General features: G+C 54.9%; 12 protein-coding genes. 10 read left to right on the plus strand and 2 right to left on the minus strand.

The window, feature by feature from the left end:
- Nucleotides 1-20: 20 nt before the first annotated feature.
- The gene (locus tag ACTQ52_RS01970; RefSeq protein WP_441981619.1) at nt 21-278 is read right to left on the minus strand and encodes a helix-turn-helix domain-containing protein; all 258 of its coding nucleotides are present in this window, start codon (nt 276-278) and stop codon (nt 21-23) included.
- Nucleotides 279-543: 265 nt separating this feature from the next.
- Between ACTQ52_RS01970 and ACTQ52_RS01975 the strand changes: the two genes are divergently transcribed.
- The 6 genes from ACTQ52_RS01975 to ACTQ52_RS02000 all read left to right on the plus strand — a co-directional run bounded on the left by ACTQ52_RS01975 (nt 544) and on the right by ACTQ52_RS02000 (nt 5751).
- Nucleotides 544-1428 (plus strand): metallophosphoesterase, encoded by an 885-nt coding sequence (locus tag ACTQ52_RS01975; RefSeq protein WP_441981620.1) that lies wholly within the window; start codon nt 544-546, stop codon nt 1426-1428.
- Nucleotides 1413-2219 (plus strand): segregation and condensation protein A, encoded by an 807-nt coding sequence (locus ACTQ52_RS01980; protein WP_410042527.1) that lies wholly within the window; start codon nt 1413-1415, stop codon nt 2217-2219. Before ACTQ52_RS01975 ends, ACTQ52_RS01980 begins: the two co-directional genes overlap by 16 nt.
- Complete coding sequence (gene scpB / locus ACTQ52_RS01985) at nt 2219-3034, plus strand: SMC-Scp complex subunit ScpB (protein ID WP_441981621.1); 816 nt, start codon at nt 2219-2221, stop codon at nt 3032-3034. The genes ACTQ52_RS01980 and scpB overlap by 1 nt, the downstream gene beginning before the upstream one ends.
- A gap of 75 nt (nt 3035-3109) precedes the next feature.
- The gene (locus tag ACTQ52_RS01990) at nt 3110-3547 is read left to right on the plus strand and encodes a dUTP diphosphatase (RefSeq protein ID WP_441981731.1); all 438 of its coding nucleotides are present in this window, start codon (nt 3110-3112) and stop codon (nt 3545-3547) included.
- A gap of 16 nt (nt 3548-3563) precedes the next feature.
- On the plus strand, nt 3564-4196 hold the full coding sequence (locus tag ACTQ52_RS01995) for a tetratricopeptide repeat protein (RefSeq protein ID WP_410042529.1): 633 nt from the start codon (nt 3564-3566) through the stop codon (nt 4194-4196).
- Nucleotides 4197-4407: 211 nt separating this feature from the next.
- Nucleotides 4408-5751, plus strand: a complete 1344-nt coding sequence (locus tag ACTQ52_RS02000) for an aminotransferase (RefSeq protein WP_410042530.1) — start codon at nt 4408-4410, stop codon at nt 5749-5751.
- Nucleotides 5752-5829: 78 nt separating this feature from the next.
- On the opposite strand, the gene ACTQ52_RS02005 is transcribed toward ACTQ52_RS02000, so the two are convergent.
- Entirely contained in the window at nt 5830-6348 is a 519-nt protein-coding gene (locus ACTQ52_RS02005; protein ID WP_410042531.1) for a DUF4364 family protein, read from the minus strand.
- 126 nt (nt 6349-6474) lie between these two features.
- On the opposite strand from ACTQ52_RS02005, the gene ACTQ52_RS02010 reads away from it, so the two are divergent.
- The 4 genes from ACTQ52_RS02010 to ACTQ52_RS02025 all read left to right on the plus strand — a co-directional run bounded on the left by ACTQ52_RS02010 (nt 6475) and on the right by ACTQ52_RS02025 (nt 13935).
- Nucleotides 6475-9144, plus strand: a complete 2670-nt coding sequence (locus ACTQ52_RS02010) for a DUF5717 family protein (protein ID WP_441981622.1) — start codon at nt 6475-6477, stop codon at nt 9142-9144.
- A 13-nt stretch (nt 9145-9157) separates the two neighbouring features.
- Nucleotides 9158-10390, plus strand: coding sequence for a DUF5716 family protein (locus tag ACTQ52_RS02015; RefSeq protein ID WP_441981623.1), 1233 nt, complete (start codon nt 9158-9160; stop codon nt 10388-10390).
- A gap of 14 nt (nt 10391-10404) precedes the next feature.
- On the plus strand, nt 10405-11199 hold the full coding sequence (locus ACTQ52_RS02020) for a hypothetical protein (RefSeq protein WP_441981624.1): 795 nt from the start codon (nt 10405-10407) through the stop codon (nt 11197-11199).
- Nucleotides 11200-11295: 96 nt separating this feature from the next.
- Nucleotides 11296-13935: a valine--tRNA ligase gene (locus tag ACTQ52_RS02025; protein WP_410042535.1), complete on the plus strand. Its 2640-nt coding sequence runs from the start codon at nt 11296-11298 to the stop codon at nt 13933-13935.
- Nucleotides 13936-13937: the final 2 nt, after the last annotated feature.

Raw genomic sequence — 13937 nt, forward strand, 5'->3', positions numbered from 1 at the left:
CTCATCGAGTCCCGGACGCTCTACAGATCCTGCAGCGTAGGAACATCTTCTGGCAGGAAGGTGAAAATCTCCGACGGAACGACGTCGAGATAGTCGCAGAGCATGGCGACGGATTTCAGTGAAATCGGTGCGTCCGAACGCAGACGCTGCATCATGCTGCTGGAGATGCTCATATGTGCGACGAGATCATACTGTGTCAGATTTTTTCTGTGCAGTGTACGCCAGAAAGGCGCGTAGGAAATCATTTTGTCATATGAACGCTTTCGCTTGGAGCTCATGGTGGATACCGTCCTTCTTTTATTTTTTCCTGGGATTGTATCGGAAAATAAAAGGCACATCGAACCGGTTTGAAACAGCCAGCGAGCGTGGTTTTCAGAAATAGGATTTGGCTGAGGAGAGGATATCAAACAGATAAATAATGTTCTTTAAATTTATTATATATAACGAGGGTGGGAGAGAATGCTGAGAATGCTCATTATATTATTACTGCTGATTATACCAGCCATTCTTACAACTATATCAAAGCACGAAAGAAGTATACTGATGCCGGAAAGATACAGCTTCTGTTCCAGCCGTATCCGACGGCCGCATCGCTTCGTTTTCCTCTCGGATCTTCATGAGGTTGAGTTCGGAAAGGATAATCAGCGCCTGCTGGAAGCGATCGACGCAGAGCATCCAGAGTTCATACTGATCGGCGGTGACTTCATCCGTTGTCATAAGGTCCGGCCATGGACAGGCCATCGACACCAGGACAGTGTCGAGGTGAGCTGCCGCTTTCTGGAGGCCATCCGGAAGCGCTATCCGACCTACTATGCCATCGGAAACCATGAGGCACGGTTGCGGGAGAAAGCCGGAATCGTGCGTTGCACGAGTGGGGCGAAATATGATACATATATACAGGATATGGCCCGGGCAGACTATGCACGACTCGAGGAAGCGCTGAAGGGCGTCCATGTACTGGATGATGACTGTGTGGTGCTCGATGAGCTCGAACTCAGTGGACTGACCCTGGATCTCAGCTACTTCCGGAACATGCTGACGCACCCGCGGAAGCCGCTTCGGGAAGAGGAGATCCGCGCGAAGGTCGGTACGCCGGACAGAACGAAGTTTTCGATCATGCTGCTGCATACGCCGATGTATGGGCATGAGGCACTGCGACATGGAGAGGATCTGGTCCTCAGCGGTCACTACCATGGCGGTACGATCCGGATTCCAGGGATCGGCGCGCTGATGACGCCGCAGTTTCAGTTTTTCGTCCGGGAGTGCGCCGGCATCTTCCGGGAGGGAGAGGGCATACTGCTCATCAATCGCGGACTCGGTACACACTCGATCAACATCCGCATCAACGATAAGCCGGAGATCTCCGTGATCACACTGCTGCCGGAAGGCACCGGCCCTGCACAGGAAAAAGAATGGCACAGGAATTAAGATTTAAACTGGAAAAATTTGAGGGTCCGCTGGACCTGCTGCTGCATCTGATCGAGCGCGATAAGATCGATATCTTCGATATCCCGATCGTGCAGATCACGGCAGAATATATGGACTACATCACGACGATGGAGGAGGAAGATCTCGATCTCGTCTCGGATTTCCTCGTGATGGCGGCGACGCTTCTCGAAATCAAGTCGCGCATGCTGCTTCCGAAGGAGGTGGATGAGGAGACCGGTGAGGAGGTCGATCCGCGTGCAGAGCTCGTTGCGCGTCTGCTCGAGTACCGGAAGTATAAGTACATGGCAGAGCAGCTCGAAAACCAGGAGGATCAGGCAGAGCTTTACTTCTATAAGCCGCCGACGATCCCGAAGGAGGTTGAGAAATATGTACCGCCGATCGATCTCGATGCACTGCTGAAGGATGTGACCCTCGAACGTATGCGGAAGATCTTCGAGGATGTCATGAAGCGGAGAGACGAGTCGGTCGATCAGGTACGCTCGCGCTTCGGTGTGATCAAGCGGGAAAAAATCTCGCTGGAAGGCCGCATCCGCGATGTGCTGAAGTATGTCCGCGGTCATCATCGCGTCTCCTTCCGGCACATGGTGGCAGAGAAAAAGGATAAGATGGAGGTCGTCGTCAGCTTTCTGGCTATCCTGGAGCTGATGAAGATGGGTCGCATCACGGCCGTACAGGAGCAGCCGTTCGGTGACCTCGATATCGCAGAGGTGGAACGCCCGGAGGGCTCGGATGACGAGCTCGACATGAAGGGACTGGAGGATTTTGACTGATGGAAAAGGAAGAGCAGAAGACGAGGGCGGAGGATACGACGGTGGAAACGGCGACGCCGGCCACCACGGCAGATACCGGCACCGCAGCAGCACAGGAGGACAATGCCTCCGTCGGACTCGATGCGGAAACACAGAAGCTGGCCGAGGAAATCGATCAGGAGTTCTCCGCAGATCTTCTCGAGGAGGAGCGCATCGTCGAAGCGCTGCTGTTTACGATGGGACGCTCCGTCGGCCTCGATGAGATCGCGACGGCCCTCAATGCAGGAAAGAAGATCGCGCAGGATGCGGTCGAGCGGCTCATCGCGAAGTATGAGGAACGCAAGGGCGGCATGGTGATCAGGCGGCTCGAGAAGCGCTACCAGATGGCCGCGGATCCGGACTGCTATCCGGCACTCATCCGTGTGGCGAAGCAGCCGAAGAAGCCGGTACTGACCGACGTCGTGATGGAAACCCTGTCCATCATCGCCTATAAGCAGCCGGTCACGAAGGCGGAGATCGAGCGTATCCGTGGCGTCAGCTCGGACCATGCGGTCAACCGTCTCGTCGAGTATGGGCTCGCGTATGAGGTCGGACGCCTCAATGCACCGGGACGACCGGCGCTCTTTGCGACCACGGAGGAGTTTCTCCGTCGCTTCGGCGTGAGCTCCATCCAGGAGCTTCCGGACCTGAATCCGGAGGTCGAGGCAGAGATCAAGCAGGAGGTCCATGACGAGGTCGTGGATATCATGGGCCATGCCGAGGAGACCGCGCCGGAAGAAGGAACGGCAGACAGCGGGGACGATACGCCGGCAGATGCCGGCGGAGGAGCCCAGTGAGTGAACCTCGCATCTACACAGCGTACAGCTCCGCCTCAGATCAGATGAAGGCGGCTTCACAGGAAGGACAGCATGATGGAAAAAACAATGCGTATCAAATATCATTCCGATGAGATCGAGAAGCTCGAGTACATCGCCGGAAAGAGCGACTGGATTGACCTCCGTGTCGCAGAGAACGTCACCCTGCAGAAGGGCGAGTTCCGCCTCATCAGCATGGGCATCTCCGTACAGGTGCCGGACGGCTACGAGATGCTGCTCGCACCGCGCAGCTCGACCTTTAAGAACTTCGGCCTGATTCAGACGAACTCTCTCGGTATTATCGACGAGAGCTACTGCGGTGATCACGACATCATCCGGATGCCGGTGTATGCGACCCGCGATACCGAGCTGCATGTGAACGACCGGATCTGCCAGTTCCGCATCTTCGAGCATCAGCCGCACATCGTATTTGAAGAGGTGGACGCCCTCGGTAACCAGGACCGTGGCGGCTTCGGCTCCACCGGGAAGAACTGAGGTGCAGGCGATGCATATGCTTAAGCCAATGAAGACGGCCGCATGGGTCGGATGCGTGGCCCTGCTGCTGACCGGCTGCGGAAACAGGGTGGAGGAGCTCCGCCTGCAGGGCATCGATCTCGTGGAAAAAGGAAAATATGAAGAGGCGATCACGACCCTCGATGAGGCGATGGAGCGAAGCAAGGGCCGGGTCGGTGCCGAACAGTATGACATCCTGCTGTATAAGGCGGAAGCCGAGTACATGCTCGGTGACTATGATGCGGCCCGGAAAATCATCGAAACCCTGCGTGAGGTGAATGGAGATCAGGAGGTATATCTCCAGTTCCAGACACAGCTCGACGCGCGACAGTACATCGAAAGTGCGACGAAGGCGCTGAATGACGGTGATATGGACGTGGCCCGCGAAAGCCTCGACCAGGCGAAGGCCGCCGGCCTCACGAATGATAAGGACTACCAGTTCGATGAGCTCGTGTACCTCGAGAAAACGGCACAGTGGACGGAGGCCTACGAGGCGGTCCAGACCTTCCTCGAAAACTATCCGGGGGATGCGGATGCGACCCGCGAGCTCGCGTTTCTGCGGACCCGGATCGATGAGCTCTCGGCGAACACGGCTGCCGGCGGCACCGGTGTCCCGTCGACGACCGGCTGAGAAGCACGAGGTCCGACTACGGATGTGACAAACCTCTGTCGGCACTTCCCGTGTCGGTATCTGCTGTTTTCGGGCGGATTTGCTGTAATTTTACCGAATACGGACGCAGAACATATATCGATGTTTGACAGCCTGATGCTTGCATGCATCAGGCTTTTTGATTATACTTTTTTTGTTTTGTTTGTGTTCACACCGTTAGGAGGATCTCGCTATGAAATCATACACGAAGATGACGAAGGACGAGCTCGAGAAGGAGCTTCACGAGCTGAAGAAGCAATACGAGAAGTATCAGGCGATGGAGATGAGCCTCGATATGAGCCGTGGTAAGCCATGTAAGGAGCAGCTGGATCTCAGCATGGGCCTGATGGATGCACTGACCAGCGGCTGTGATATGTACTGTGCGGACGGTACCGACTGCCGTAACTACGGTGTACTCGGCGGTATCGAAGAGGCGAAGGAACTGCTCTCGGATATGATGGAGAACAACCCGGACAACATCATCATCTATGGAAACTCTTCACTGAATGTCATGTATGATTCCATTTCGAGATCGATGACCCACGGCGTTATGGGTTCCACGCCATGGTGTAAGCTCGATAAGGTGAAGTGGCTCTGTCCGGTACCAGGCTACGACCGTCACTTCAGTATCACCGAGTATTTCGGCATCGAGATGATCAACGTCCCGATGACACCGACCGGCCCGGATATGGATATCGTCGAGAAGCTCGTGAAGGAAGACGACGCCATCAAGGGCATCTGGTGCGTTCCGAAGTACTCCAACCCGCAGGGCTACAGCTACAGCGATGAGACCGTGCGCCGGTTCGCACGTCTCCAGCCGGCTGCACGTGACTTCCGTATCTACTGGGATAACGCTTACGGTGTACATCACCTCTATGATAAGAACCAGGATTACCTCATCGAGATCCTCGCCGAGTGTAAGCGCGCGGGTAATCCGGATATGGTCTATAAGTTTGCCTCGACCTCGAAGATCACCTTCCCGGGTTCCGGCCTCGCAGCGCTGGCGACGAGCTCGAACAACCTGGATGATATCCGTAACCAGATGAAGCACCAGACCATCGGATATGATAAGGTAAATCAGCTTCGTCATGTGCGTTTCTTCAAGGATATCCATGGCATGATCGAGCATATGCGCAAGCATGCGGATATCATCCGTCCGAAGTTCGAGACCGTAGAGGGCATCTTCGAGAAGGAGCTCGGGGGTCTCGGTATCGGTGAGTGGACGAAGCCGAACGGTGGATATTTCATCAGCTTCGACACCATGCCGGGCTGTGCGAAGGCGGTCGTAGACCACTGCAAGAAGGCCGGTGTAAAGCTGACCGATGCCGGCGCAACCTTCCCGTATCATCACGATCCGGAGGACACGAATATCCGTATCGCGCCGACCTATCCGCCAGTCGATGATCTGAAGATCGCGGCGAATCTGTTCTGCCTCTGTGTAAAGCTCTGCTCCGTAGAGAAGCTTCTCTCCGAGAAGACACACCAGGCCGTAGAGGTTCTGGATGCACCAGAGTCCGAGGCACCGGCACAGGCATAAATTAAAATTCCGCCGAGGGCCGTCTCAGAGGTATTATGAGTCGGCCCTCGGCGGAATTATTTGATTATACCCTGTACATCAGTTCAGGAGCTGCTTCATGATATATGCGTAGATCTCCTGATTGTTGGCGGCCCACTTCGCACACATGCGCTCGGCGAAATCCTGATCCGGAACATTGATATCGACAGAGAACAGGATAGAGCTTTCCTCCCGGACCTCCATATGCACGATATAGTTCCCGTTATCATCCTGCTCATAGTCTGTATAGTTTGAGGACTCCTGACGCAGCTTGATCTTGTTGGCCTTCAGAAACTTGTTCATATCCTCGATCGCACCCGACGAGATATCGCTGCCGAAGAGCTCCAGCGTCTCGGAGCCCTCCCGTGTGATCTCATAGCGCGTCGCATTTCGCGTCGTATGGGCGGTGATCAGGTGCGCGTCCTCCAGTGCGGATATCGCCTGCTGCAGGGTGAAGTAGGTCGTGTACTCATAATCCAGAAAGAAAGCACTCAGCTGATTGTTCGTCAGCGGGTAGTTGATGGACTTCAGCAGATAGAGAATCATCAGCTTATACAGGGTTAAAGGCTCGGTAATCATAAAATGCCCTTTCTATCGTTCTATATTTCATTATAATAACAGGAAAGAGGGGGTATTTCAATGTGACGGACCCTTTTACACATGGCTTTTCTGTGTTAAAATATACGTTCATGGAGATTTTTGATTATGAAAGAACGCATAAATAAGCTAGCCAGGGGCATCGTCGATCTGGCCTGCCCCGAGCTTCGTCTCAGCGATACGGCCTTCCACGGCATGGTCTGCGCGGGCGAGACCTTAAAACTGGATCTGACCCTGACATCTGAGAATGGCATCCTTCTGAAGGGCCTGATCTACTCGGACAGTCCATATGTGACGATTCAGAAGAATACCTTTCTCGGACTGCGTACCCGCATCAGTGCGCTCGTCGACGCACGTGCGCTGGAGGATGGCGATCATATCGAGGGGGGACTGTGCATCGTATCAAACGGTGGAGAAACACGGATTCCGTTTGCCTTCGAGGTTCGTTCCTACGCATCGGCCGAGGTGATTCCGGGCTTACGTACGCCGGAAGACTTTGTAAAGCTGTATCAGACAAACGGGGGCGCGGCTCTCCGTGTATTTGAATATGATGATTTCGTCCGTGCACCGTTTATGAACGATGCACGTTTTCGTGCGCTCTATGATGGCCTCCGGAAGGGGCCGGACAGGGTACATGCACTCGAGGCCTTTCTGTATGCCATCCGGTATCCGAAGCAGGAGACGACGACACGGATGCCTCGTGCAGAGAGTGGGTGCACGAAGGAGACATTGAACAGAGCAGACGTACCGGTGGAAGCGCTGGAGGACGCGGAGCTCATCGAGGAGGCGGCCGGCTGCTGTATACGTGCAGGTGCGACGACGGAGCTGGCGTTTCGGATCTATCAGCGGGCGATCGAGATGCAGTCACAGATCACCCGGCTGTACGAGTACTATATGTATGCGATGCCGAAGGGCTACCAGGGGCGTCTGCCACGCGAGGTCTATCTCTACTTCGCCTATGAGTACGATATCCCGGAGAACATGAAGCTGCCACTGTTCTATAACGTCGTGATGAACTTCGGCGCGGAGGAGGATATCTATCAGCGCTTCGAGAAGAAGATCCAGAAGTTCACGATCGACCAGCTGCTGAAGTCGGCCTTCGACCAGCGTCTGAGTGTGCTGTATGAGCGTATGGTCCTCGTGGATATGGTGGACGAACGGATCGGTACGGTACTGCCGGCGATTCTTCGCGCCTATCGCGTGTCGACCAGCGACCCGCGGATGCGCTATGTCGTCGTGCGCTACCTGGAGCTTCAGCGAGAGGAGCTCTATCCGCTGAAGGAGGGGAGTGCGTATATTCCGCTGTTCTTCGAGAACAGTGTGCTGCTGTTCCAGGATGCGTACGGAGACCGTTACACGGATATCAGCTATGAGAAGACCCGGATCATGGAGAAGCCGGAGCTCGAGAAGCGCTGCTTCCAGGTGGTGCCGGAGCAGCCGATGCTGAAGCTTGCCCGGGCACGGCGCATCGCACGAAATGGTATCCAGAGTGCGGAGGAGCTGCAGCTTCTCGAATCAGTGATACGCGAGATGCCACTCGCCGGACCATACCGCGCCTATCTTCTGAATGTGATTCTGAGATATCATGATAAGCTGCGGGACTCGGAGCCTGAGCTTAGTGAGGAGGAAAAGCAGTTCCTTGCGGAGATCCCTCAGCAGGAGCTCGACCACAGTGAGCAGAAGATGCTGCTTCGGACACTGATCCGGCAGAATATGTTTGAGGAAGCCTATCGCCGGATGCTGTCGAGCGGTGAGCGTGATCTGGATCGTCCGTACCTCGAGAAGCTGGTACGAAGCCTTGTCGCCGCGGAGCGCCATACGCGTTCCGCGGAGCTCATGGATCTCGGCTACGATCTGTTTACGCTCGGTACGAAGGATAAGACGATCCTGCGTTATCTGATGGAGTACTACAACGGTCTGTCCGGGGATATGCTGGCGATTCTGCTGCGTGGACAGAAGCTGAAGGCGGACGGGCAGCGGGAGATGGCGGAACGTCTGCTGGCGCAGATGCTGTTCAGCCGGACCGAGCAGGGGCTCGACGATGTATTCGAGCTCTACCGGAGCTTCCCGGATGCGGAAAATGTGCTGCTGCGTGCCTATATCACGAAGCGCGCGGTGGATTACTTCATCGATGGTCGGGTGATCCGGGAGAAGGTGTTCTCGGATATCTATGGCATCGTGCGGGATGAGCGCTATAAGGAGCGTGTCCCGGTGATCTATCTGCTGGCGATGTCGAAGCACATGTCCGAGCAGAAGGATCTGAACGGAGAAGAAAAGCTCGTGCTTCAGGATACGATGGACTATCTGATCCGGAAGAAGCTGATTTTTGCATATACGAGAACGCTGTACCGTTTCGTGCGGATTCCGGACAGCGTGATGGACCGGTACTATATCGAGTACCATGGTCATAAGGATATCCGCCCGTCTCTGTATCTCCGTATCCTCCCGGATCAGGGGGATTTCGAGGAGGAAGAGATCGTGAGAATCTATCAGAATATCTATGTGCGTCCGGTGACACTGTTTGCCGGAGAGCGCGCAGAGTACCAGATCTATGAATCTACGAAGGACCAGGTGCCGGCGACCAGTGGCAGCATCGCCTGGGACGGTACCGTGCGCCTGAAGGGGGACACCTACGATATTCTGAGCGAGATGTCCGGACTGATCGGAAAGGACCAGGACCAGGAGTTATACGAGGCCATGCACCGTTATGTTCGGAATGAAGCCGTCATCGAGGCCCTTTTCACGAAGGAGATGACGGAAGCGAAGAGTGTGGAGTAAGGAGAGCAGTTCTGTGAGTCGATATATAGGAATTTCACTGGACGATGACTATACGAATGTCTGTATCAATGATGAGACGGTAACGAAACCGCTGCCGACAGTCATCGCCAAACATAAAAAGGACGATCGCTGGACGGTCGGAGAGGAGGCCTATAAGGAAACCCTCGCCGGCTATGGTGTGATCGTCGATAAACTGGTCAGCCTGCTCGAAAAAAACGGGACGGCCACCATCTCGCGCGTGAAGTATACGGCGATCGATATCGTCTATCATTACTTTCAGGAGCTCCTCCGGACAGAGGAGGATCCGAGCGAGGAGGATCGAAGTGGAGACATCGTCGTCGTCACGATCCGAAAGGCAAGCCGCGCTATGGTGGAGAAGCTGCAGGAGGCCATCCTCCGGACCGGTGTCCGGGAGGAGAACCTGCACATCATCAGCCATACGGAAAGCTTCGCGCATTTCGTGCTGCACCAGGATTCCAGCCTTTACAATCGTAAGGTGGGCATGTTTGAATTAAATAATCAGTGTCTCTGCTACTATGAGATGCATGTATCCCGCGGAATCCGTCGCTTCGCGCTGCTTGGTTCGGAGGCGGAAACGGAGGCCTTCAACCTCGATATCCTGAAGACGACCTCCGGCGGGAAGATCGCCGACCGGATACTGACGACCGTTGCGGAGCGGACACTGGGGAAGGACGCCTACTCTGCGGTCTTTCTCTGCGGGCGCGGCTTCCGGGATACGAATTTCGCGACGAACTTCATGAATTTCATCTGCAATCGTCGCCGTGTGCTGATCGAGCCGGGACTCTTCTGTATCGGTGCAGAGATTCATGCCCGGAACATCGATGAGGGAAAGAGCGAGGAGTACACGATTCTCTGCGATACACGCGTGCGTGCGGATATCTCTGCACGTGTCGTGATCAACGAGAAGGAAGAAAATCTGCCGATCGTCAAGGCCGGTACGAACTGGATGGACTCGAGAACCTCCTATGAGCTGATCGAGGACGACCAGGACTACATCGATTTTCAGGTCACCTCCCTCGCCCATCCACGTCGTCCGATCCGTCTTCGCATGATGCTCGACCTCTTCCCGAAGCGGGAGAACCGTACGACGAGGATACGCATGTCGACGGAGTTTGTGGATGCGGAGACCCTCCGCGTCACCGTACAGGATCTCGGCTTCGGTGACCTCTTCCCATCCAGCGGACAGGAAATCACCGAGGAGATCGACCTCGCGGACAAGGTTTAAATAAGGCGGGAAATATGGGCTTATTACTATGTACAAGGTGTGCACAGCACCCGTTCTACTATGAAAAACTGGATATCAATCTCTGGTCGATCCAGGAGCTTTCCTATGTGATCTACCACTATCCGATCATGCTGCCGACCGATCTCGTGGACCGGAAGCTGAGTGGCTGGATCCGTGATGAGCTGCACATGGGTATCCTCGCCGCGAAGCTCGAGCAGTACATGGGCTCCGGTGAAGGTGGAGAGCTCCAGGAACGTCTGCTGCTCATGATTCTCCGTGAGAGCAACTACTACACGCAGCAGGAGATCAGTTACTTCGAGACCGAGTACAGGCGTCTTCGTCACATCGATCGTGACCAGTTCTATGATCTGCTCGGCGATGCATACTTTCACATGGGCCGCTATGGCCGGGCGATCGAGGCCTATACCGAGTCGCTGCACTATCAGGACAGCATGCTCGTCAAGATGAAGCTCGGCAGTGCCTGCGTGACGGTCATGCAGTTCCGCCGTGCATCGGATATCTTCGAGCAGGTCTTCGTCGAGACCGCGGCGATGGAACCGCTGCGTAAGCTCTACTTCATCTCGAAGCTCGAACCGTCCGTCAAGACGATCGAAAAGTATATCGACCATATCGATACGGAAATGCTTGCAGATTGGGAGCTTCAGTATGATAATGTACTGACACAGGCAGAGGCTTCCGAGCATGTCCGCCAGGTCGACGACGTCTACCAGCGGGATCGCAGCGAATTCCGGAAGGAAGCGAAGCTCTGGCTGGTTAAGTGGAAAAAGGAATACCGCGAGAAGGTATAAAAGAAGTGGCGTCTCCGCCCTGCGGAAGATCAGGTAGTGCAGACGACCGGAACACCATCACCCATCTCAGAATATAGATAGAAGAAGGAAATGATTATGAAAGAACTTGCAAAGCAGTACAACCCGGAGGAGGTTGAGGACCGCATCTATGACATGTGGCTGAAGGGCCACTATTTCCATGCGGAGGTCAACCCGAACAAGAAGCCGTTTACCATCATGATGCCGCCACCAAACGTTACCGGTCAGCTGCACATGGGCCATGCCCTCGATAACACACTGCAGGATTCCCTGATCCGCTGGAAGCGTATGCAGGGCTATGAAGCACTGTGGCAGCCGGGCAGTGATCATGCGGCGATCGCAACGGAGGTGAAGGTCACCAATCAGCTGAAGGAGAGAGGCATCGATAAGCATGCGCTCGGTCGTGAGGGCTTCCTGAAGGAGGCCTGGAAGTGGAAGGAGGAGTACGAGTCCAGAATCGTCAACCAGCTCCACAAGATCGGCTCCAGCGCCGACTGGGACAGACTTCGTTTTACCATGGACGAGGGCTGCACACACGCCGTTCAGACTACCTTCATCAATCTGTATAAGAAGGGCTATATCTATAAGGGCTCCAGAATCATCAACTGGTGTCCGGTCTGCCACACTTCCCTCAGTGATGCAGAGGTAAACCACGAGGAGCAGGAAGGTCACTTCTGGCATATCCTCTATCCGCTGGCGGATGGTTCTGGTCAGATCGAGATCGCAACCACCCGTCCGGAGACTCTGCTCGGTGATACCGCCGTCGCCGTCAATCCGGAGGATCCGCGCTATAAGGACATGATCGGCAAGATGGTGAAGCTTCCGCTTACGGATCGTGAGATCCCGATCGTCGGTGATGAGCATGCGGATATGACCTTCGGAACCGGTGCTGTAAAGATCACACCGGCACACGACCCGAACGACTTCGAGGTCGGCAAGCGTCATAATCTGCCGGAGATCACGATCCTGAACGATGATGCGACCATCCACTGCCCGGGATCGAAGTATGATGGCATGGACCGTTATGAGGCACGAAAGGCCATGGTACAGGATCTGACCGATCTCGGTCTGCTGGTGAAGGTCGTTCCGACGAAGCATAATGTCGGTACCCACGACCGCTGTGGTACCACGGTCGAGCCGATGATCAAGCCGCAGTGGTTCGTACGTATGGAGGAGATGGCGAAGCCGGCGATCAAGGCCATCGAGACCGGCGAGCTCCAGTTCGTTCCGGAGAACTACAGTAAGACCTACCTTCACTGGCTTGAGAATATCAAGGACTGGTGTATCTCCCGTCAGCTCTGGTGGGGACACCGTATCCCGGCTTACTACTGTGAGGACTGCGGTGAGATGGTGGTCGGGACCGAGGCACCGGAGAGCTGCCCGAAGTGCGGTGGACATCACTTCCGACAGGATGAGGATACCCTCGATACCTGGTTCTCCAGTGCACTCTGGCCATTTGAGACCCTTGGCTGGCCGGAGGATACCCCGGAGTACAGATACTTCTATCCGACGGATGTACTCGTGACCGGCTACGATATCATCTTCTTCTGGGTAGTTCGTATGGTATTCTCTGGGCTCGAGCAGACCGGTAAGGTTCCGTTCCATAAGGTCCTGATCCACGGACTCGTACGTGATGATCAGGGACGGAAGATGAGTAAGTCGCTCGGCAACGGTATCGATCCGCTCGAGGTCATCCGGAAGTATGGCGCCGACGCCCTTCGTATGACCCTCCTCACCGGTAATGCACCGGGTAACGACATGCGTTTCTACTGGTCGAGAGTCGAGGCCTCCAGAAACTTCATGAATAAGGTATGGAATGCGTCCCGCTTTATCATGATGAACCTCGATAAGGCAGATCTTCCGGAGACGATGCCGGCGAACCTGACCATGGCGGATAAGTGGATCCTCAGCAAGGTGAACAGCCTCGCTGCCGATGTGACCCGTAATCTGGAAGCCTTTGACCTCGGAATCGCCCTCGATAAGGTACAGAACTTCATCTGGGAGGAGTTCTGCGACTGGTACATCGAGATGGTGAAGCCACGTCTCTGGAACGAAGAGGATGAGACGAAGGCAGCCGCTCTCTGGACACTGAAGCATGTGCTGATCACGTCGCTGAAGCTTCTGCATCCGTTCTGCCCGTTCATCACCGAGGAGATCTTCGATACCCTCGAGAACCCGGAGACACCGCTGATGTGTCAGTCGTGGCCGGAGTTCAGTGAGACACTGAACTTCCAGGAGGATGAGGCGGAGATCGAGACCATCAAGGAAGCCGTACGTTCGATCCGTAATGTTCGTACGAATATGAACGTTGCACCGTCCAGAAAGGCGATGACCTACGTTGTGACCGAGAATGAGCGCGTAAGAAAAACGTTCGAACATAGTAAGGTATTCTTCGCTACCCTCGCCTATGCATCGGATGTTATAATTCAGAGTGATAAAACAGGCATCGCAGACGATGCCGTAACGGTAGCGATTCCGGATGCGGTGATCCATATCCCGTTTGCGGATCTCGTTGACATCGCAAAGGAGATTGAGCGTCTCGAGAAGGAGAAGCAGAAGTGGGAAGCAGAGATCCGTCGTTCCACCGGTATGCTGAACAACGAGCGCTTCACTTCGAAGGCACCGGCAGAAAAGGTAGAGGAGGAGCGTGAAAAGCTTCAGCGGAATACACAGCTTCTTCAGCAGGTGACCGAGCGTCTCGCTGCCCTCAGAAAGTAAAC

The organism is Oribacterium sp. Sow4_G1_1, from assembly GCF_052116105.1.
Lineage (GTDB): Bacteria > Bacillota > Clostridia > Lachnospirales > Lachnospiraceae > Oribacterium.

What these genes read in the sequence shown, in the direction of transcription:
- ACTQ52_RS01980 (WP_410042527.1), top strand. Translation starts at nt 1,413, where the DNA reads ATGGCACAGGAATTAAGATTTAAACTGGAAAAATTTGAGGGTCCGCTG.
- ACTQ52_RS02005 (WP_410042531.1), bottom strand. Translation starts at nt 6,348, where the DNA reads ATGATTACCGAGCCTTTAACCCTGTATAAGCTGATGATTCTCTATCTG.
- ACTQ52_RS01970 (WP_441981619.1), bottom strand. Translation starts at nt 278, where the DNA reads ATGAGCTCCAAGCGAAAGCGTTCATATGACAAAATGATTTCCTACGCG.
- ACTQ52_RS02000 (WP_410042530.1), top strand. Translation starts at nt 4,408, where the DNA reads ATGAAATCATACACGAAGATGACGAAGGACGAGCTCGAGAAGGAGCTT.
- ACTQ52_RS02020 (WP_441981624.1), top strand. Translation starts at nt 10,405, where the DNA reads ATGGGCTTATTACTATGTACAAGGTGTGCACAGCACCCGTTCTACTAT.
- ACTQ52_RS01975 (WP_441981620.1), top strand. Translation starts at nt 544, where the DNA reads ATGCCGGAAAGATACAGCTTCTGTTCCAGCCGTATCCGACGGCCGCAT.
- ACTQ52_RS01990 (WP_441981731.1), top strand. Translation starts at nt 3,110, where the DNA reads ATGGAAAAAACAATGCGTATCAAATATCATTCCGATGAGATCGAGAAG.
- ACTQ52_RS02010 (WP_441981622.1), top strand. Translation starts at nt 6,475, where the DNA reads ATGAAAGAACGCATAAATAAGCTAGCCAGGGGCATCGTCGATCTGGCC.
- ACTQ52_RS02025 (WP_410042535.1), top strand. Translation starts at nt 11,296, where the DNA reads ATGAAAGAACTTGCAAAGCAGTACAACCCGGAGGAGGTTGAGGACCGC.
- ACTQ52_RS01995 (WP_410042529.1), top strand. Translation starts at nt 3,564, where the DNA reads ATGCTTAAGCCAATGAAGACGGCCGCATGGGTCGGATGCGTGGCCCTG.
- scpB (WP_441981621.1), top strand. Translation starts at nt 2,219, where the DNA reads ATGGAAAAGGAAGAGCAGAAGACGAGGGCGGAGGATACGACGGTGGAA.